Source organism: Shinella sp. 838 (assembly GCF_029623935.1).
Taxonomy (GTDB): Bacteria; Pseudomonadota; Alphaproteobacteria; order Rhizobiales; family Rhizobiaceae; genus Shinella.
The window spans coordinates 1-19,132 of the sequence record NZ_JARSBQ010000014.1; the positions used below are offsets into that span (position 1 = coordinate 1).

At 65.1% G+C, this 19,132-nt stretch carries 17 protein-coding genes; 9 read left to right on the top strand and 8 right to left on the bottom strand.

Annotated elements, in window-relative coordinates:
- The 4 genes from P9A16_RS28970 to P9A16_RS28985 form a co-directional block, all read left to right on the top strand.
- On the top strand, nt 1-372 hold a 372-nt coding region (locus tag P9A16_RS28970; protein WP_278026269.1), incomplete at its 5' end, for a hypothetical protein.
- 1 nt (nt 373) lies between these two features.
- Nucleotides 374-2,842 carry an ATP-dependent helicase HrpB gene (gene hrpB, locus P9A16_RS28975; protein WP_024270133.1) on the top strand — a complete coding sequence of 823 codons (2,469 nt, stop codon included), beginning with the start codon at nt 374-376 and terminating at the stop codon, nt 2,840-2,842.
- Nucleotides 2,843-3,063: 221 nt separating this feature from the next.
- A complete protein-coding gene (locus P9A16_RS28980) occupies nt 3,064-4,365 on the top strand; it encodes an ActS/PrrB/RegB family redox-sensitive histidine kinase (RefSeq protein WP_050745400.1) in 1,302 nt (433 codons plus the stop codon).
- Nucleotides 4,366-4,442: 77 nt separating this feature from the next.
- On the top strand, nt 4,443-5,012 hold the full coding sequence (locus P9A16_RS28985) for an ActR/PrrA/RegA family redox response regulator transcription factor (protein ID WP_023514408.1): 570 nt from the start codon (nt 4,443-4,445) through the stop codon (nt 5,010-5,012).
- A 163-nt stretch (nt 5,013-5,175) separates the two neighbouring features.
- Here the strand turns inward: P9A16_RS28985 and P9A16_RS28990 are convergent, their stop codons facing one another.
- Nucleotides 5,176-5,706, bottom strand: a complete 531-nt coding sequence (locus P9A16_RS28990) for an MmcB family DNA repair protein (protein ID WP_023514409.1) — start codon at nt 5,704-5,706, stop codon at nt 5,176-5,178.
- 368 nt (nt 5,707-6,074) lie between these two features.
- Between P9A16_RS28990 and P9A16_RS28995 the strand changes: the two genes are divergently transcribed.
- Nucleotides 6,075-6,737, top strand: a complete 663-nt coding sequence (locus P9A16_RS28995) for a L,D-transpeptidase (protein WP_024270131.1) — start codon at nt 6,075-6,077, stop codon at nt 6,735-6,737.
- A gap of 106 nt (nt 6,738-6,843) precedes the next feature.
- On the opposite strand, the gene P9A16_RS29000 is transcribed toward P9A16_RS28995, so the two are convergent.
- The gene (locus P9A16_RS29000; RefSeq protein ID WP_024270130.1) at nt 6,844-9,006 is read right to left on the bottom strand and encodes a malate synthase G; all 2,163 of its coding nucleotides are present in this window, start codon (nt 9,004-9,006) and stop codon (nt 6,844-6,846) included.
- 185 nt (nt 9,007-9,191) lie between these two features.
- Nucleotides 9,192-11,198 (bottom strand): hydantoinase/oxoprolinase N-terminal domain-containing protein, encoded by a 2,007-nt coding sequence (locus P9A16_RS29005; RefSeq protein WP_023512677.1) that lies wholly within the window; start codon nt 11,196-11,198, stop codon nt 9,192-9,194.
- Nucleotides 11,199-11,338: 140 nt separating this feature from the next.
- On the opposite strand from P9A16_RS29005, the gene P9A16_RS29010 reads away from it, so the two are divergent.
- On the top strand, nt 11,339-11,893 hold the full coding sequence (locus P9A16_RS29010; RefSeq protein WP_023512676.1) for a hypothetical protein: 555 nt from the start codon (nt 11,339-11,341) through the stop codon (nt 11,891-11,893).
- Here P9A16_RS29010 and P9A16_RS29015 read toward each other — a convergent pair.
- From P9A16_RS29015 to hslV, 5 genes are all read right to left on the bottom strand, one after another.
- Entirely contained in the window at nt 11,838-13,244 is a 1,407-nt protein-coding gene (locus tag P9A16_RS29015) for a cytochrome P450 (protein WP_023512675.1), read from the bottom strand. The genes P9A16_RS29010 and P9A16_RS29015 overlap by 56 nt on opposite strands.
- Before the next feature lie 112 nt (nt 13,245-13,356).
- A complete protein-coding gene (locus P9A16_RS29020; protein WP_278026270.1) occupies nt 13,357-14,304 on the bottom strand; it encodes a DUF1402 family protein in 948 nt (315 codons plus the stop codon).
- A 175-nt stretch (nt 14,305-14,479) separates the two neighbouring features.
- Nucleotides 14,480-15,790 (bottom strand): ATP-dependent protease ATPase subunit HslU, encoded by a 1,311-nt coding sequence (hslU, locus tag P9A16_RS29025; protein WP_023512673.1) that lies wholly within the window; start codon nt 15,788-15,790, stop codon nt 14,480-14,482.
- Between the two features lie 13 nt (nt 15,791-15,803).
- Complete coding sequence (locus tag P9A16_RS29030; protein WP_023512672.1) at nt 15,804-16,298, bottom strand: GNAT family N-acetyltransferase; 495 nt, start codon at nt 16,296-16,298, stop codon at nt 15,804-15,806.
- Nucleotides 16,285-16,845 (bottom strand): ATP-dependent protease subunit HslV, encoded by a 561-nt coding sequence (gene hslV, locus P9A16_RS29035; RefSeq protein WP_023512671.1) that lies wholly within the window; start codon nt 16,843-16,845, stop codon nt 16,285-16,287. Before hslV ends, P9A16_RS29030 begins: the two co-directional genes overlap by 14 nt.
- Nucleotides 16,846-17,090: 245 nt before the next feature.
- Between hslV and P9A16_RS29040 the strand changes: the two genes are divergently transcribed.
- The 3 genes from P9A16_RS29040 to P9A16_RS29050 all read left to right on the top strand — a co-directional run bounded on the left by P9A16_RS29040 (nt 17,091) and on the right by P9A16_RS29050 (nt 19,132).
- A complete protein-coding gene (locus tag P9A16_RS29040) occupies nt 17,091-17,219 on the top strand; it encodes a hypothetical protein (RefSeq protein WP_023512670.1) in 129 nt (42 codons plus the stop codon).
- Nucleotides 17,220-18,039: 820 nt separating this feature from the next.
- On the top strand, nt 18,040-18,633 hold the full coding sequence (gene hisB, locus P9A16_RS29045) for an imidazoleglycerol-phosphate dehydratase HisB (RefSeq protein ID WP_023513689.1): 594 nt from the start codon (nt 18,040-18,042) through the stop codon (nt 18,631-18,633).
- Nucleotides 18,634-18,661: 28 nt separating this feature from the next.
- The gene (locus P9A16_RS29050; protein WP_023513688.1) at nt 18,662-19,132 is read left to right on the top strand and encodes a DUF2628 domain-containing protein; all 471 of its coding nucleotides are present in this window, start codon (nt 18,662-18,664) and stop codon (nt 19,130-19,132) included.

The window sequence follows — 19,132 nt, forward strand, 5'->3', positions numbered from 1 at the left end:
CCTAGAGCGAGTTCGTCGGCCGCCAGAAGCGCCGCCGCTCTCGTTCGATGGCCGGGTTATAGGCCCACTCATCCGCTTACGTCAACAGACATTTTCAAGAAAACTTCAAAAATGTGTAAAGTGTTGTTATTGCTTGGTTTTATAGATTTTTTCGCCGTCGATGCACGCTGCAGGATCCGAAAAGCAGCCAAAAATCTTGTCCAAGTGGTAAAATTCTTTTCGGAGACCGTTTTGCGTGTTCCGCTCCGCCCGCACCCCCTTCCGGCCCTTCTCTCGGATGCGGCGCCGGGCTATTCAGACGGAGAAACCAAGCCGGAGAAAACCATGTCCTTCGCCCGTGATGGCGCCTCCTTTACAGGCGGGGCGCACTAAGATGGGGTCGATCCCCGACACCCTGCCGCGCCTGCCGGTCACGGAGATCCTCCCCGCCCTCGGCGCGGCACTTGCCGCGGGCACCCGCGCCGTCTTGTCCGCACCGCCCGGCGCCGGCAAGACGACGCTCGTGCCGCTCTTCCTCCTGGACGAGAGCTGGCGAGGGGACGGCAAGATCATCCTGCTCGAACCGCGCCGGCTTGCCGCGCGCGCGGCGGCGGGGCGCATGGCGGCACTGCTCGGCGAGCGGGTGGGCGAGACCGTCGGCTACCGCATGCGGCTCGACAACAGGGTTTCGGCGAAAACGCGCATCGAAGTGGTGACGGAAGGCGTCTTCGCCCGCATGATCCTCGACGATCCCGAACTGTCCGGCGTTTCCGCCGTGCTCTTCGACGAATTCCACGAGCGTTCGCTCGATGCGGATTTCGGCCTGGCGCTGGCGCTGGACGTGCAGGCAGCGCTGCGCGAGGACCTTCGCATCCTCGTCATGTCTGCGACGCTCGATGTGGCGCGCGTTTCCGACCTGCTCGACAATCCGCCCGTCCTCGTCAGCGAGGGGCGGGCCTTTCCCGTCGATATCCGCCACCAGGACCGACCGGCCGGCGAGCGCATCGAGGACACGATGGCGCGGGCGATCAGCGCGGCACATCGCGAAGAGAGCGGATCGATCCTCGCCTTCCTGCCCGGGCAGGCGGAAATCACCCGCACCGCCGAACGGCTGGACGGCCGCTTCGGGCCGGAGACGAGCATCGTGCCGCTGTACGGCAACCTCGGCCAGAAGGAACAGGACGCCGCGATCCGTCCGGCCCCTGCTGGCACGCGAAAAATCGTGCTGGCGACGTCGATCGCCGAAACCTCCATCACCATCGACGGCGTGCGCATCGTCATCGACAGCGGCCTGCAGCGCCTGCCGGTCTTCGAGGCAGCGACGGGCATCACCCGGCTGGAGACGGTGCGCGTGTCGCGCGCCTCGGCGGACCAGCGCGCCGGCCGCGCTGGGCGAACCGAACCGGGCATCGCCATCCGCCTCTGGCATGCCGGACAGACGGCAGCGATGCCGGCCTTCACGCCGCCGCAGATTCTTTCCAGCGATCTCTCTGGCTTCATGCTCGATCTCGCGCATTGGGGTGTCAGCGATCCCGCCGCGTTGCGGCTTGTCGACCAGCCGCCCGCCGCGGCGGTGGAAGAAGCGCGCAACCTGCTGCGTCTCCTCGGGGCGCTCGACGCACAGGGCGCATTGACGCCGGCCGGAAAACGCATCCGGGAGCTGGCGCTGCCGCCACGGCTGGCGACCATGATCCTGCATGCCGCCGAAGACGGCCAGCAAGGGGCCGCGGCGCGCCTCGCCGTGCTCCTGACCGAACAGGGCCTCGGCGGACCGGCCGTCGATATCGAGGAGCGCCTGCGCCGCTTCTCCGGCGAACGGGGTGAGCGGGCCGAGGCAGCGCGGAAACTCGCCCAGCGTATGGCCGAGGGTTTCGGCGCGACGAAGGGTGGCGCGGTCCCGGCCCCCGGTGCCCTGCTGCTGCATGCCTTTCCCGATCGCGTCGCCCTGCAGCGGGGTGGCCGGGGGCGGTTCGTCATGGCGAACGGGCGCGGGGCGGAGCTGCCGGAGACCGAGCGGCTCGCCGGCGCCGACATGATCGTCGTCGCCGACCTCACCGGGCAGGCCGGGCGGCAACGCATTCTCGCCGCGGCGGAAATCGGCCGCGCGGATGTCGAGGCGGAACTCGCCGAAACCATCGTGCGGGAGGACCAGTGCGTCTTCGACCGCGCCAGCCGCCAGGTGCGCGCGCGCCGGGTCGTGCGTCTCGGCGCAATGATTCTCGAGGAGGCACCACTCCCGCGGCCAAGCGGACCAAAGGCAGCGCTGGCGCTGGCCGACGGGATACGCCAGCTCGGCCTTGCCGTGCTGCCCTTTTCCCGCGAGACGGCACAATTGCGCGACCGCATCGGCTTCCTCCACCGCTCGATCGGTGCACCCTGGCCGGATACCGGCGACGAGGCGCTGCTTGCGACACTCGACAGCTGGTTCGTGCCGTTCCAGGAAAACAGCCGCAGCCTCGAAGAGGTGAAGCCCGCAAGCCTCCAGGAAGGGCTGATGGCGCTGGTGCCCTATGAGGTGCAGCGCGACCTCGCCCGGCTGGCACCCACCCATTTCGAGGCGCCGACCGGCCAGCGCCACCCGATCCGCTACGATGGCGACGAGCCGGTGCTGGCGATCCGCGTGCAGGAGCTCTTCGGCCTGAAGCAGCATCCGGCCGTGGCGGGCGGGCGGCTGCCACTGCTGCTCGAACTCCACTCCCCCGCACACCGGCTGATCCAGACGACGCGCGACCTGCCCGGTTTCTGGGCCGGCTCCTGGCGCGACGTCAGGGCGGATATGCGCGGGCGCTATCCGAAACACCCCTGGCCGGAGGACCCGGCAGACGCCCTGCCGACGACGCGCGCCAAGCCGCGCGGAACGTGATCGCGCAACTTCCGGCGACTGCCGGAGGTTTTGCGTCGGAAATTGCAGAAAGACAAATCGTTCCGGGCATCCCGCAGTTTAGAGCCATTCCGGCAAAGTGCGCAGCGGCCTTGCATCTGCAATTGCTTCAGAACAAGCGGATGAAGCGCTTTCGCGATTCGAAGAAATGCGGAAATGCTCTAGAAGGGCGAATGCGGGTTCGCGAACGGAAGGAAGACGGGATGACGGGTTACCAGGACATCGACTTCGAGGGCTCCGGCCGGCGTCTGCGTCTCGAAACGATCATCCGGCTGCGCTGGCTGGCGGTCGCCGGCCAGTCGATCACGGTCATCGTCGTCGGGCTGTGGCTCGATTTTCCGCTGCCGCTGCTGCCGGCGGCGGTGCTGATCGCGCTGCTCGCCGCAGTCAACTTCTTCCTCGCCGTGCGCTTCGCCCCGACGCACCGGCTGACGCCCGCCTCCGCCTTCCTGCTGCTCGCCTTCGACCTCTGCCAGCTCACGGCGTTGCTTTTCATTACCGGCGGACTTGCCAATCCCTTCGCACCGCTCGTCTGCGTGCCCGTCATCATCTCGTCCTCGCTGCAGCCGATCCGCTTCAGCCTGCCGCTCGGCCTGCTCTCGGTATTCGGCATCACGGCGCTTGCCTTCACGCCCTTTCCGCTGCCCTGGTTTCCCGGCACGCTGCTGGTCGTGCCGCCGATCCTGACGGCCGGGCTCTGGTTCGCCATCGTGTCGACCACCGCCTTTGCCGCCTTCTACTCCTACCGCGTGTCGCAGGAGGCAGCGGAGCTTTCCGATGCGCTCGCGGCGACCGAACTCATCCTCCAGCGCGAAAAGCACCTTTCGCAACTCGACGGCCTGGCGGCGGCGGCAGCGCACGAGCTCGGCACGCCGCTTGCCACGATCAGCGTCGTGGCCCGCGAAATGGAGCGTGAACTCGGCATGGACGACCGTTTCAAGGAAGACGTGCAGCTCCTGCGCAGCCAGAGCGAACGTTGCCGCGACATCCTGCGCCGTCTCACCACGCTTTCGGCAGCGGACGAGGCGCATATGCGCGTGCTGCCGCTCTCCTCGCTGCTGGAGGAGGTGCTGGCGCCGCACCGCGAATTCGGCATCCGCCTCAACCTCGTCGAAAACGGCGAACGCGAGAACGAGCCGGTCGGCAGCCGCAATCCCGGCATTCTCTACGGTCTCGGCAATCTTATGGAAAACGCCGTCGACCATGCGCGCGAGGAGGTGACCATCACCGTCAGCCACACGGCGGAACGGGTGACGATCGTCATCGAGGACGACGGCGACGGCTATGCGGCGGATATCCTCCAGCGCATCGGCGATCCCTATGTCACCAAGCGCCAGCGCGACGAGCGGGCCGGCGGACTGGGGCTCGGGTTGTTCATCGCCAAGACGCTGCTGGAGCGCTCCGGCGCGAAACTGACCTTTGCCAACCGCACCGGCGACCGGCCGGGCGCCCGCGTGTCGGTCGATTGGCCGCGGGGCCGCATGGAGGCAAAGGCCGCAAAATGACTTTACCCACCCCGACTTACGGGTGATAAGCTGATCCTCATCAAGAATGGACGAAATTCGGCCACGAAAGACGAAAAATGGCAGAAAACACCGAACCTCACGCGGCAACCGACGATATCGGGCCCGATCCTTCCCTTCTCCTCGTCGATGACGACGCGCCGTTCCTGCGCCGCCTTGCGCGCGCTATGGAGACGCGGGGCTTTGCCGTCGATACGGCCGAGTCGGTTGCCGAGGGCATCGCCAAGGCCAAGACAAACCCGCCGAAATTCGCCGTGGTCGATCTCAGGCTCGGCGACGGCAGCGGCCTCGACGTCATCGCCGCCATCCGCCAGCGCCGCGACGACACGCGCATCATCATGCTGACCGGCTACGGCAATATCGCGACGGCCGTGAACGCCGTGAAGCTCGGCGCGGTCGATTATCTCGCCAAGCCGGCGGATGCCGACGACATCTTCGCCGCACTGACGCAGCGCCCGGGCGAGAAGGTGGAACTGCCGGAAAACCCGATGTCGGCAGACCGCGTGCGCTGGGAGCATATCCAGCGCGTCTATGAGATGTGCGACCGCAACGTCTCCGAGACCGCCCGCCGCCTCAACATGCACCGCCGCACGCTGCAGCGCATCCTCGCCAAGCGCGCGCCGAAATAGGCTCGGACTTCGGGGGCCCTCATCCGGCCCTTTGGGCCACCTTCTCCCCGTCGGGGAGAAGGAAGAGAAGGATGCGACCTCCCGTTTTCCTCTTCTCTCCTCGGGGAGAAGGTGGCGGCAGCCGGATGAGGGGCTCACCCCTCAAAAGCGCCTCAAAGCGATATCACACCGCCGCGTCGCGCTCTCCTGCAACGATAGCCGACATATCAGCCCCCTCGCCCCTTGTATCCGCGGCGAACTCCGCCAGCATCAGCCGGGCCGCGGCGACGCGGGCAAAGGCGAAGGTGACGGATTTTCGCGTCGGCGCCGGCAGCTTGTGCTCCGGCGCCTCGCGGATGATATGGGCGCCGTAGCCATCCGAGAGGATGAGGCCGCAATCCTCCGGGAAGATATCGAGCGGCACTTCCTTGTGGGTGGCGAAGAACAGCCGGTCCGAGTGACGCCGGTAATCCGGCCATTTGCGGTCCACCCTGAAATCCTCGATCGACGTCTTGATCTCGACAATCCAGATCTCGCCCCTGTCGGAGAGGCTGATGAGGTCCGCGCGCCGGCCGCTGGCCAGCGTCAACTCGGGCAGCACCGCATGGCGCATCTCCGTCAGCATGCGCTGCACGCCGCGGCGCACCATCATGGCCCGGTCGGACTGGCGTCCGTCGACCAGCGGATTGTCGTTGTGAATGGAAACGATCGTCATGGGGCACCCTCGGCGAATCGCATTCTATCCGCAAATGCGCCCGGTGAAAAAGTTAAGGGCGTCACGTGATTCGGAGCGCGCGAAAGACTCTCTTAACCGCGCCACACGGATCCTGTGCGGCTTCGGGCCAGCGCTGCGGAAGACCATTGAACAGGTCGGAAAGGCGTGCTTGTCCTGATCCGGACGCGGCGAAAGCGGCAGGCGGGCAGGTCTTGTTGTTGCAAAAAAACAATCACCGGCCTTTTTGCTCAAGTGCAGGCCCGCGCCGGAGCACACAGACTTGCATTGACTGGTTTAATCGAAAATAAACCATAATCGATGAAAGTTCCGCGGCTCGGAACTTCTTAATTTCCTATCAAGAGACTCACATGCGCTTCCGCAATGCCCTCCTTCTGTGCGGCCTCGCAGCAGCCGTCACGCTCGCCGGTTGCTCCTCCTCCTCGACCTCGCTTCCGGGCGAAAAGGTGGCGACCAATGCTATCTTCACATCGGAATATGGCCCTGTTGAGGACAACGGCTATTCCCTGCCGGGTATCCCGATCAACAAGGTGAACACCAAGTTCCACCGTCAGATCGTCGACTACGCGACCAAGGAAAAGCCCGGTACGATCGTCGTCAACACGCCGAACCGCTTCCTTTATTATGTGCTGCCCGGCGGCAAGGCCGTGCGTTACGGCATCGGCGTCGGCAAGGCGGGCTTTGCCTGGCAGGGCGAGGCCTACATCGCCTGGAAGCAGGAATGGCCGACCTGGCATCCGCCGGAAGAAATGGCCGTCCGTCGTCCCGATGTCGCCCGCTACGTCAAGGAAGGCATGGGCCCGGGCCTGAAAAACCCGCTCGGCGCACGCGCGCTCTATCTCTTCAACGAGCAGGGCAAGGACACGCTGTTCCGTCTGCACGGCACGCCGGAATGGGCCTCCATCGGCACGGCCGCCTCGTCGGGCTGCATCCGCCTGATGAACCAGGACATCATCGACCTTTACAAGCGCGTCCGCCCCGGCAAGGGCGCCCGCGTCGTCGTCCAGCAGTAAGCGGAAAAAATCCGCTTAAGAAAGAAGCCGCCGGATCGCTCCGGCGGCTTCTTTTGTTTTGGGCGCTTCCGGCAGGGACAAAACCCTGCCGGCGCGAAAAGCGGGATCAGGCCGCAGCGGCCTTCAGCTCCAGGCGGCGACGGTGGAGAACCGGCTCGGTATAGCCGTTCGGCTGCTCGCGGCCCTTCAGGACAAGATCGAGCGCCGCCTGATAGGCGATGGAACCGTCGAAGTTACCGGCCATCGGACGATAGAGCGGATCACCGGCATTCTGCCCGTCGACGACGGCGGCCATGCGCTGCATGGTCTCCTCGATCTGCGCTTCCGTGACGACGCCGTGGTGCAGCCAGTTGGCCATGTGCTGGGCGGAGATGCGCAGCGTGGCGCGGTCTTCCATCAGGCCGACATTGTTGATGTCGGGCACCTTGGAGCAGCCGACGCCCTGGTCGACCCAGCGCACGACATAGCCGAGAATACCCTGCGCATTGTTGTCGAGCTCGCGCTGGATTTCCTCCGGCGTCCAGTTCGGCCGGACGGCGACCGGCACCGAGAGGATATCGGAGAGCTTTGCCCGCGGGCGGGAGCGCAGCGTCGCCTGAACCTCGGCGACATTGACCTTGTGGTAGTGCGTCGCATGCAGCGTCGCGGCCGTCGGCGAGGGAACCCAGGCGGTGTTGGCGCCGGCCTTTGGATGGGCGATCTTCTGTTCCAGCATGGCGGCCATCAGGTCGGGCATGGCCCACATGCCCTTGCCGATCTGCGCATGGCCGGACAGGCCGCATTCGAGGCCGATATCGACGTTCCAGTTCTCGTAGGCGCCGATCCAGGCGGCCTGCTTCATGTCGCCCTTGCGGATCATCGGGCCTGCTTCCATCGAGGTGTGGATCTCGTCGCCCGTGCGGTCGAGGAAGCCGGTGTTGATGAAGACGACGCGCTCCTTGGCGGCGCGGATCGCTTCCTTGAGGTTGACCGTCGTGCGGCGCTCCTCGTCCATGATGCCCATCTTCATGGTGTTCGGCGCCATGCCGACGGCAGCCTCGACGCGGCCGAACAGCTTGCTGGCAAAGGCAACCTCTTCCGGCCCGTGCATCTTCGGCTTGACGACATACATCGAGCCTTCGCGCGAATTCTTGCGGCGGCCGTTCGGGCCGACATCGTGCAGCGCGATCAGCGCCGTCACCATGGCATCCATGATGCCCTCGGGAACCTCGTTGCCCTCGCGATCGCGGATCGCCGGGTTGGTCATGAGGTGCCCGACATTGCGCACCAGCATCAGCGAGCGGCACTTGACCTCGAAGGGCGAGCCGTCCGGCGCGGTGTAGGTGAAGTCGCTGTAGAGCTTGCGCTCGACCGTCTCGCCACCCTTGGTGAACGTCTCCTTCAGGTCGCCCTTCATCAGGCCGAGCCAGTTGCGATAGACGAGGATCTTGTCCTCGGCATCGACAGCCGCGACCGAATCCTCACAGTCCATGATCGTCGTCAGTGCCGCTTCGACATTGACGCCGGCAATGCCGGCCGGATCGGTCTTGCCGATTTCGAAGTCGCGGTTGATCAGGATCTCGATGCCAAGGCCATTGTTCTTCAAAAGCAGATGGCGCCAGCCGCCGTCGCCTTCCGCATGGCCGGCATACTGTTCCGGCCGCTTCAGCGAAACGGCGCGGTCGCCTGCGGAAAGGCGCAGGTCCGCACCGGCCTCGATACCGGTGAGGTCGGCCCAGCGGGCGCCCTCGAGCGGAGCCGCCTCGTCGAGGAAGGCCTTGGCCCAGGCGATGACCTTCTCGCCGCGCTTGGGATTGTAACCCTTGCCCTTTTCCGCACCGTCCGTTTCCGGGATCACATCCGTGCCGTAGAGCGCATCGTAGAGCGAGCCCCAGCGCGCATTGGCAGCGTTCAGGGCGTAGCGTGCATTCATGACGGGAACGACAAGCTGCGGGCCGGCGAGGCTGGCGATCTCGGGATCGACATTGTCCGTCGTCACCTTGAATTCACCGCCTTCCGGCAGCAGGTAGCCGATCTCGCGTAGGAAGGCCTCATAAGCCGCCATGTCCACCGGCGCGCCGTTGGCGCGGTACCAGGCGTCGATCTTCTCCTGCAGCGCGTCGCGCTTGGCCAGCAGCGCGCGGTTTTCCGGCGCAAGGTCGTGCACGATGGCGGAAAACTCATCGAAGAAACGCGCTGCGTCCACGCCCGTGCCGGGAAGCGCCTCCGTGACGATGAAATCATGTAGGTCGCGGTCGATCGAAAGACCGGCTTTCTCGATATAGGTCATGTAAAAAACTCCGAATGACGGGACGAGGGGGGAGTATCCCGAATGCTGCCACTTTCCGGAGACGGGCATGCATAGTCAATTCGGCAATGACATAAAGAATTTATTCCCGTTCGGATAAAATCATACGATAGGCGCGCGCCGACCACCGCGAAAGGCAGCCGGCGAGGCCAAAGAACGGGAGACCGTCAGCTCTCGTGCGCAATGCGCGGCCGGCCGCTGGCGATCGCGGTGAAGCGTGCCTCCATGAGCTTGCGGCGGCCTTCCACCTCCGGCGCGTCGATCTCCTCGGTGAACGTCACCGCCGGCTCGTCCGCACCGTTGATCCGGGCCGCGGTGAGCGCCGCCGTCATCGCCCGCTCCTTCGCCAGCGCGAAGGCCTCGCTTTCGTCGATGAAGCGCGCGCTTTCGCCCGTGCCGCCGACGATGAAGATGCCCTCTTCCGGCATGGTCACGAAGACCGTGACCATGGTGCGCACCTGACCCACCACCGCGCCGACCGCATTGGCAACGCCGGCGTCAGCGGGAATGGCCGATTCGGCGCCCAGCATGTCGGCGATGGCGGGATAATAGACCGGCGCCGAGGCACCGAGGCCGACGAGTGGCCGGTCGAGCGCGACGCGGAACCGCACGATGCCCGGCACGCGGTGCAGCGCGCGGTCGATCGTCAGCGAATGGACCGGATCGATCGCCCCTGCCCCGTCATCGGCAAGGCAGGCCGACAGGATGACATCGGCCGACTGCCGGGTAAGGCGATCGACGAGGACGCGCGCCAGGGCTTCCGGACTGTCGGCGATCGGCCGGCCGGAACCGTCCCGCGTGCGGGCGGCGATCTCCAGTCCGAGACGGGCGGCCGTGGCATCCCACTGCCCCTGGCCGCCGAGCACATGCATGGCGTCGGAGGGTGTGATGCCGCAGATATGCACGAGGCCACGCGCAACCAGCCGGTCGAGCGTCACCTTCTGCAACATGGTGGCGAGCAGCCCTTCCAGCGGAAGCGGCACCATGCCGATCTTCTCGTAAAGCGCCTGTTCCTGCGGCTGGAGGCCACTCGCCAACCGTTCCGGCACGCCGGTGCGCACAGCGAAGCGTCCATCGTGCCGCCCGGCATGGGGCGCACGCATCTGGCGCTCCAGCACCGGGACGATTGCATCCGGATGCAGCGCCGAGGCAAGGCTCAGCGGCATGAAGCGACGCGGCCCAAGCTCGATCTTCGCCTTCAGGCCGCGATCGTTGATGCGGACTTCCGAATCGCCGCCGAGGCCGAAGGTGCGCATGGCGACCGCCTCGACCATGGTGCGATAGCCGCCGACGACGGCGCCTTCCGCATCGAGCTTCGGCCGCCCGCCGTCAAGCACCGCCACATCCGTCGTCGTGCCGCCGATATCGGAGACGATGGCATTGTCGAGCCCGGTCAGGTGCCGCGCGCCGACGAGGCTGGCTGCCGGGCCGGACAGGATCGTCTCGATCGGCCGCAGCCGCGCCTCGGCCGCCGCGATCAGCGCCCCGTCACCGCGCACCACCATCATCGGCACATGGATGCCGCGACGGTCGAGATAGTCCTCGCAGGCGCCGATCAGCCTGTCGATCATCGAGACGAGGCGGGCATTGAGCAGCGTCGTCAGCGCCCGGCGCGGCCCGCCGAGCTTGGAGGAAAGTTCGTGGCTGCAGGTAACGGGCAGGTGCGAGACCTCGCGGATGCGCGCACGAACCCGTTCCTCGTGCGCCGGATTGCGCACGGCGAAATAGCCGGCGACGGCAAAGGAGGAGACGGTCTCGGCAAGGACCGGCAGGGCATCGTCGAGTGCGCTCATGTCGAGCGTCGTCTCGTCGCCATGCACATTGTGCCCGCCGGGCAGGAACAGCACCGGGTCGTTGCCGAGCGCATCGGCAAGGCCGTCGCGCTTCAGGTCCTCGGGACCGAATCCGATCATGACAAGGCCGGCGCGGCCGCCCTGCCCTTCCACCAGGGCGTTGGTCGCCAGCGTGGTGGAGAGCGAGACGAGACCGATGGCCGAGACGGGAGCCTTTGCCGCTTCCAGCACCGCTTCGACGGCACCGGAAATACCGACCGAGAGATCGTGGCGGGTGGTGAGTGCCTTGGCGCGGGCGACGACGCCGGCGGTTTCGCTGTAGAGCACGGCGTCCGTGTAGGTGCCGCCGGTATCGATGCCGAGTAACAAATGGTCTGCCACGAGAATTCTTCCGTACCGCCTGCCGTCTCTTTTCAAAGCAGGCCGTGAATGGTGTTATTGCCTGAGGTGTTATGACATGTCCGGGCCGAATGCCACCATTCCCCCGGCGACATAAGGTGAAAGAACGAGGAGCGTACCCAGTGATCGACCCCACCCCGCGAAAGCCGCTTCTGGCTACCCTTCTTCTCGGCGCCGCGCTTCTGGCCGGCAGCCAGCCCGTCGCCGCCCAGGAGGAGAACGACGAGCAACAGTACCAGGCGCAGATCCCCGACGTCTCTGTCTACAAGGCGATGCTGGATGCCAACAAGCAGACGGGCTGGGTGCAGTTCCGCAATTTCGCCGACCAGCAGCTGATCTATTTCACCACGCTGCAGACGATGCATTGCCGCCTGTCGGAGATCCGCTATTCGATCAACAACGACACGCTCGACCAGCGCTTTCCGCTGGCCAAATGCGACCCTGAACTGCCCTTCAACCTGCCGTCGGACGAAACGCAGAACTGGATCTATATCGATCTGAAGCCGGGCGAGGCGGAAACCATCGCCGTGCAGGCGGTCTGGGACGACGGCAGCGGCAGCGAGATCGTCGTCTACCAGCCCTGCAAGAACCCGGAAGCGACCTGCGCGGCGATCAAGACGATCAAGAAATCGAAGAAGCGCCTCGACGAGCCGTCACCCGCAACGCCAGTCCGTTAGCCGGCTGCGTCGTCAGGCGCTGCACGGGCCAGGGCCGCGTGTTTTCCGTCATGTCGAAACGGAAACGGCGCATCAGAACGCCGAGCGCGATGATCGCCTCCTGCATGGCGAAGGTCGCGCCGATGCAGATGCGCGGCCCGGCGCCGAAAGGCAGGTACTGGAAACGGTGGATCGCTTCGCGGTTTTCCGGGAGGAACCGTTCCGGCATATAGGCGCGCGGCTTCTGCCAGAGCAGTGCGTGGCGGTGCAGCGTCCAGGGCATGACGAGGATGGTGACGTCCTTGGGGATCTCCACCCTTTCGCCCTTAGGGCTCACCCAGACATCGTCGGCGATCGCCTCGCGGTTGATCGAGGGCGCCGGCGGATAGAGCCGCATCGCCTCCTCGAAGGCGGCGCGCGTCCAGGGCATGCGGTCGAGCCAGTCGACGGGGTCGGCGCCGCTCGACAGCACCCGGTCGATCTCCTCTTCCATCGCGTCCCGCACATGCGGCGAATTGGCGACACAGTAGAGCGTCCAGGCGAGCGCCCGCGCCGTCGTCTCGTGGCCGGCGCCGATGAAGGTGAGGATATTGTCCTCCACCTCCTCCATGGTCAGCCCCTCCGGCCCCGCCGCGCGCAAAAGCAGGGTCAGGAAGTCGTTCGGCGCGGCTTCATCGTCCTTCATGCGCCCAAGACGCAGGTCCATCGTGTCGCGCACGATCCCACGGAACTTCTTCAGCACCTTCAGCCCGCCGATCCGCGTCACGCGCGGCACCCAGGACGGCGCGCGCAGGAGATCCATGGGATCGACGCGGCCCATCGAATGCAGGAGGTCCTCGACATCGTCGGCAAAACTTTCCGACTGGGTGACGATCTCCCCGGAAAACAGCGTCTCGGAGAGGATGGCGAAGGCGAGCTCCGTCATGTCGTTGCCGATGTCGAAGACCGTGCCGTCCGATCCTTCGTATTTCTGCGCATAGAGCTCGGACTGCGCCAGCATCTGGCTGGCAAAGCCCTTGGCATGGCGCGGCGTGAAGATCGGCGCGACGGCCTTGCGCGAGCGGCGCCACACCCCGCCCTCGGCCGTCAGCAGCCCGTCGCGCAGGATCGGGCGCAGCACGAGCTGGCGCACCACGGCCATCTTGTAGTTCTGGGCATTGTCGACGAGCAGGTACTTGATCAGGCCGGGATCGTTGACGATCAGCGTCTTCTCGCCAAAGAAGCTCGTCATGATCCAGGGCAGCGTATAGGAGGGCTCGCCCCAGAGCTCCAGCGGATTGCGGAACACGGTGCGGATGATCTCGAGCTTCGACGGCGGCACGGTGCGCGGGATCGGCGCCGGCGGTTCGAACGGCTCGGGGCGCATGTCCATCATCGGGCTCCTTTCAATCGGCTCTTCGTGGAAGGTGAGCCGAGAGGTAGGCCGAAGTTAGAGCAATTCCATCAAAAGTGCTTGAGCGTTCTGCGTCCGGACTTCTGAAAAACTAGAGCAGGCCCTGGAGTTCCGCCAGCTTGTCGTTGATCAGCCAGCCGTAATAGTTCTCCTCCGGCCAGGTCACTTCGCCGGAGGCGCGGCGTGCGGCAAAGGCGGCGGCGCGCGCATCGGGATTGCCGATATTGTAGAGCGTCGCCGTCAGCCCCGGATTCTTCGAGATATCGACACCGGCGATCGTCTTGTAGGCGTCGATCGAGCGGCGGATCGAGGCGGCCATGTAGGCAAGCGAGATATCGGGATCCATGATCGCCTGGTAGACGCCGGCCGCATCGTTCTCGTCGAGCCGGTCATAGCCGGAAATGCGTGCGACGTCGTCCGTCAGCGTCAGCGCCGTCAGCGGATTGATCTGGCCAAGCCCGAAGGTCTGGCCGGCATAGAAGGGCTGGAAGAACACCGCGCTGAAGCGGTTGTTCGGGAAGGACGTGCCGCCGACCGTGCGGCCCTTGAACGTGCGGTTCCACACCGTCTCGCGGCAGGTCCAGAGCGCATAGGAGCCCTTCTTGTCGGCGCATTTGGCAAATTCCGGCCGGTCGACGAAGTCGGCGACGTTTTCGCCGTCATAGGCGAAGCGGAACGAACCGGTATAGGACGCCGCCTTCACATAATAGCTCTGCAGCCGGTCGTAGGCGTCGACATTGTAGGTATGCTCGCCGACGATCGCGCCGACCATATGGATCGGCGCAATGCCGTATTTGCCGGCATTGGACTTGATCTTGCCGGTCAGCTGCCCGTCATTGGCGATGAGATCGCGCACCTTCTCGTATTTCGCATCGAAGGAGGTCTTGCCCGCCTTGGTGCGGCGCGTCGAGGCGCCCGGGATCTGCGGCTGCTCGGCATTGCGGTTGCCGGATGGCACCACATCGATCGCCAGGGCCGTTGTCTGGCTCTGGACAAGGAGGGCGGCTGCAAGGGCAAGCACGGAAATGAGCTGTCGCACGGGTCCGGTTCCGTCTTCTCGTAATGTCGGCATGGCAGACCGATGCAACGCAAACATGTCGGAATGATGCCAAAATGCGTGCCATGCCTAGGCCGCACGGCGCCTCCTGTCGAGAGGCCTTGCCTGCAAAAATCCGGCACCGGCGGCCGCAAGGGCGGCCACCGGTGCGCAAACGTCACAGAATGTAGCGCGACAGGTCGGTATTGGCGGCAAGCGCGCCGACATGCTTGTGCACGTAGGCGGCGTCGATGAGGAGCTTGTTGCCGCCCTTGTCCGGCGCCTCGAAGGAGATCTCGTCGAGTACCCGCTCCATCACCGTCTGGAGACGCCGCGCGCCGATATTCTCGACGCTCGCATTGAGCTGCACCGCGACATCGGCCAGCGCGTCGATACCGTCCTCGGTAAAATCGAGCTCGACGCTTTCCGTCGCCATCAGCGCCTTGTACTGGCGGATGAGGCTCGCCTCCGTCTCCGTGAGGATGCGACGGAAGTCCTCCTTCGTCAGCGCGCGCAGTTCGACGCGGATCGGCAGGCGGCCCTGCAGCTCGGGCAGGAGGTCTGACGGCTTGGAGACGTGGAAAGCACCGGAGGCGATGAAGAGGATGTGATCCGTCTTGACCGGCCCGTACTTCGTCGCAACCGTCGTGCCCTCGACGAGCGGCAGCAGGTCGCGCTGCACGCCCTCGCGGGAGACGCCCGCGCCCATGCCGCCATCGCGCGCCGCGATCTTGTCGATCTCGTCGATGAAGACGATGCCGTCGTTTTCGGCCGAGCGGATCGCCTCGCGCTGGATCTGCTCGTTGTCGAGCAGCTTGTCGGATTCGTCGTCGATCAGGATCTTGTAGCTGTCCTTGACCGTCGTCTTGACCTTCTTGGTGCGCCCGCCCATCGCCTTGCCGAACATTTCGGAAAGGTTCAGCACGCCGATATTGGCGCCGGGCATGCCGGGGATCTCGAAGCCGCCGGGCATGCCGCCGCCCGTATCGGCAACGTCGATCTCGATTTCCTTGTCGTCGAGTTCGTTGCCGCGCAGCTTTTTACGGAACGAATCGCGCGTTGCAGGCGAGGCCGTCGCGCCGACCAGCGCATCGAGCACCCGTTCCTCGGCATTCATATGGGCCTTGGCCGTCACCTCGGTACGCTTCTTCTCGCGCACCAGGCCGATGCCGACCTCGACGAGGTCGCGCACGATCTGCTCGACATCGCGGCCGACATACCCGACCTCGGTGAACTTGGTCGCCTCGACCTTGACGAAGGGCGCACCGGCAAGCTTGGCAAGGCGCCGCGAAATCTCGGTCTTGCCGACGCCCGTCGGCCCGATCATCAGGATGTTCTTCGGCATCACCTCGTCGCGCAGGTCCGGCTCCAGCTGGTGGCGGCGCCAGCGGTTGCGGAGCGCGATGGCGACAGCGCGCTTGGCGTCATGCTGGCCGATAATGTAGCGGTCGAGTTCGGAAACGATCTCGCGGGGGGAAAAGTTAGACATCAGCTTTCCGTTTCTAGCAACGGTCCCGGGCCATCATCAGCGCCGGTCCGTCCTCAGTCATGCGTTGATCGAAAGCATGGAATCCGGCCTTTTCATAGGCCCGGATGGCATGCGCATTGTCGGGATGCGGATCGAGCACGACCCGTTCCATCCCCTCGGCGAAAACCCTTTGCACAAAGGCTTCGATCATCGCCGGCCCGTGGCCGATACCGACCATATCGGCAGGGCCGATGAACTGGTCGATGCCGACGGTGCGTTCGGGCCGGTCGCCGAAGGACAGATCGTCCGCCGCGATCCGGTAACATTGCAGATAGGCAAATTCCTTTCCATCATGGAGCACGATGAAGGACTCCATCGACGGCTCGTCGAAATCCGCCTTGATGCCGGCGACTTCGTCCGCCGGTTCGCCCCACCAGCGCCGGACATGCGGCACGTTCAGCCACCGTTCCAGCATCGGCAGGTCGGCGTCCGTCACCGGCCGGAAGGCGTAGGCCCTATCGGTCGGCATCCAGCGTCTCGACCACGAAATTGTGGTTGGTGTAGACGCAGATGTCGCCGGCGATCTGCATGGCGCGCCGCGCGATCTCTTCCGCCGACTTGTCCGTATCCATCAGCGCGCGGGCCGCGGCATAGGCATAGTTGCCGCCCGAGCCGATCGCCATGGTGCCGTGTTCCGGCTCCAGCACGTCGCCATTGCCGGTCAGCGCCAGCGTGACGGACTTGTCGGCGACCAGCATCATCGCCTCGAGACGGCGCAGATAGCGGTCGGTGCGCCAGTCCTTGGCAAGCTCGACGGCCGCGCGCATCAACTGGTCGGGATATTGCTCGAGCTTGGCTTCGAGCCGTTCGAGCAGCGTGAAGGCGTCCGCCGTGGCGCCGGCAAAACCGGCAATGACATCGCCCTTGGCAAGGCGGCGCACCTTGCGCGCATTGCTTTTCATCACGGTCTGGCCAAGGCTCACCTGGCCATCGCCCGCCATCACCACCTTGCCGTCCTTGCGGACGGTGATGATCGTCGTGGCATGCATGGAAGCGTAGGGATTGTGTTCACTCATGAATAGACCTCTGGGGCCCGGAGACCGGGCGGGTACCGCCAGCGAGACGGCTTCGTTACGTCCTATGTAAGCGGCGTTTCGGCAATTGCAAACGCCGGCGGCCTCCTTGGCACCCCTCCGCCGCCAGGCCGCTGCGCGACCCCTTACGGCACCGCCGCGGGTCTGCGTCTCACTGCAAAATAAACCTTGCTTTCCCCGTGCGATGAGCAGGTTATGGTCTCCCGTCAACAAAAGGGGTTACGGCAATGGCCAAAGGACAGGTTCGCAGCAACAAGGAAACGCGCAAACCCAAGAAGGACAAGGTGGCAGCCAAAGCCGCACCCACTCTGGGCTCGCAGGTGAAGAACAGCGAGAGCGCAACGAAGAAGAAGTGAGGTGGCGGCGGGCGATGCCGGCATGCTTGCATCGCTCTCCCCAACCCGCACGCCCCTCCCACCCCCCTCCTCCGTCATCCTCGGGCTTGACCCGAAGATCCACTCCTCACGGCACACCGGAGGATGTGACATGGATCCTCGGGTCAAGCCCGAGGATGACGGAGGGTGTGGCAACGGCTTCCCAATGTGGCGACCTGCCTGATCACGCCGGCGTCGATCCCCACTTCTGCCCTTTTTTACACCCCGATTTTCCCCGTCTCCAAAACCCGTCCTATCCTGAACGTCCTTTCGCCGCCGGACGGATCGCGTAACGTGTCGATGCGGGCGGGAGGAGGCGCTTTCGATATCCGCCGAAACGTACGGCGGGGGCGAAAGAGGCGTGGAGCGCCACGGTGCCTCATGGCCCTTCCCTTCCTTGGGGATCGGGCCGGCGGGTGCGCGACGTCACAGGCTTCCCCCTTCCCCGGGTCGCGGGGTCGGCTTGGGTCCGCCATGCAAGCAGGACGGCGGCGCATGTCCTCGAAAAGCGCGGAACGCGGTTTTCGGAAAAGGCACACGCGCCGGCAAACTGCGCAGCGAAGCCTTCACCATGCCTGAAGGAGGACAGACCGCCTCCGAAGAACGCCTGGGCCGCGCGAAAGCGAAGCCACCATCCTACACTCCCAGAGGCAACGCTTTCGCGCGGTTCTCCGGACCGGACTGGTTTCAAACCCCGATGGGCGACCTGCGGGCCGTTTCCCCCTGCACCGAAAACCTGCGAAACACTGGCCTTTTCCCAAGAGCCCTGTTAAGGAGCGGCGACACTCTACCGGAGACCGCAATGAGCCGCACCGCCAGCGTTTCGCGCAAGACGAACGAGACCTCCGTCGCCGTCACCGTCAATATCGACGGCACCGGCACGTCGACCATTTCGACGGGCGTCGGTTTCTTCGATCATATGCTCGACCAGCTCGCGCGCCATTCGCTCATCGACATGGACATCAAGACCGAAGGGGACCTGCATGTCGACGACCACCACACGGTCGAAGACACCGGCATCGCCATAGGCCAGGCCATCGCCAAGGCGCTCGGCGACCGCCGCGGCATCACGCGCTACGCCTCGCTCGATCTCGCCATGGACGAGACGATGACCCGCGCTGCCGTCGATGTTTCCGGCCGCCCGTTCCTCGTGTGGAACGTCACCTTCTCCGCCCCGAAGATCGGCACCTTCGACACCGAGCTGGTGCGCGAGTTCTTCAATGCGCTCGCCCAGCATGCCGGCATCACCCTGCATATCCAGAACATCTACGGCGCGAACAACCATCATATCTCGGAGACGTGCTTCAAGGCCGTCGCGCGTGTGCTGCGCACCGCGACCGAGATCGATCCCCGCCAGGCGGGCCGCGTTCCCTCGACGAAGGGTTCGCTGGCCTGAGCAAGGCACAAGATGGAGGCCTGTCGATATGGCCACGTTCCTCTTTCTGATACCGCCGGGTGCAAAATCCCAGGATGAGAACGCCCGGATCATCCGTGATCGTTTTTCGTGGATCGCGTTCTTCGTACCGTTCCTCTGGCTGCTGTGGCATCGCGCGTGGCTGGCCGCAGCCCTTGTTTTCGCGCTCGCCGCGCTGGGCTCCGCCATTTCCGAGCATCCGGTCTTCGGCCTTGCCGGCCTCGGCATCTGCCTTGCGACCAATCTTCTCGTCGCGCTTGAAGGCCCCACGATGATCGTCGCCGGCCTGCGCCGGGCCGGCTGGACGGTGGACGCGGCCATAGCGGCAGACGACCGTGCAACGGCGGAAGAGATTTACTACATGGACATCAGGACCGGCGAACCGGAGACGCGTCATACCGTTTCCCTGCCGGCAGCCGAAACCTCCCCGCGCCGGCACGCTCCCATGCTCGGCCTCGTCGGTTTCAAGGAAGGACGCTGA

Bases quoted from the DNA above. Each gene is read 5' to 3' on its own strand.
- hrpB (WP_024270133.1), top strand. From the start codon at position 374: ATGGGGTCGATCCCCGACACCCTGCCGCGCCTGCCGGTCACGGAGATC.
- P9A16_RS28980 (WP_050745400.1), top strand. From the start codon at position 3,064: ATGACGGGTTACCAGGACATCGACTTCGAGGGCTCCGGCCGGCGTCTG.
- P9A16_RS28985 (WP_023514408.1), top strand. From the start codon at position 4,443: ATGGCAGAAAACACCGAACCTCACGCGGCAACCGACGATATCGGGCCC.
- P9A16_RS28990 (WP_023514409.1), bottom strand. From the start codon at position 5,706: ATGACGATCGTTTCCATTCACAACGACAATCCGCTGGTCGACGGACGC.
- P9A16_RS28995 (WP_024270131.1), top strand. From the start codon at position 6,075: ATGCGCTTCCGCAATGCCCTCCTTCTGTGCGGCCTCGCAGCAGCCGTC.
- P9A16_RS29000 (WP_024270130.1), bottom strand. From the start codon at position 9,006: ATGACCTATATCGAGAAAGCCGGTCTTTCGATCGACCGCGACCTACAT.
- P9A16_RS29015 (WP_023512675.1), bottom strand. From the start codon at position 13,244: ATGGACATGCGCCCCGAGCCGTTCGAACCGCCGGCGCCGATCCCGCGC.
- hslU (WP_023512673.1), bottom strand. From the start codon at position 15,790: ATGTCTAACTTTTCCCCCCGCGAGATCGTTTCCGAACTCGACCGCTAC.
- P9A16_RS29030 (WP_023512672.1), bottom strand. From the start codon at position 16,298: ATGCCGACCGATAGGGCCTACGCCTTCCGGCCGGTGACGGACGCCGAC.
- hslV (WP_023512671.1), bottom strand. From the start codon at position 16,845: ATGAGTGAACACAATCCCTACGCTTCCATGCATGCCACGACGATCATC.
- P9A16_RS29040 (WP_023512670.1), top strand. From the start codon at position 17,091: ATGGCCAAAGGACAGGTTCGCAGCAACAAGGAAACGCGCAAACCCAAG.
- hisB (WP_023513689.1), top strand. From the start codon at position 18,040: ATGAGCCGCACCGCCAGCGTTTCGCGCAAGACGAACGAGACCTCCGTC.
- P9A16_RS29050 (WP_023513688.1), top strand. From the start codon at position 18,662: ATGGCCACGTTCCTCTTTCTGATACCGCCGGGTGCAAAATCCCAGGAT.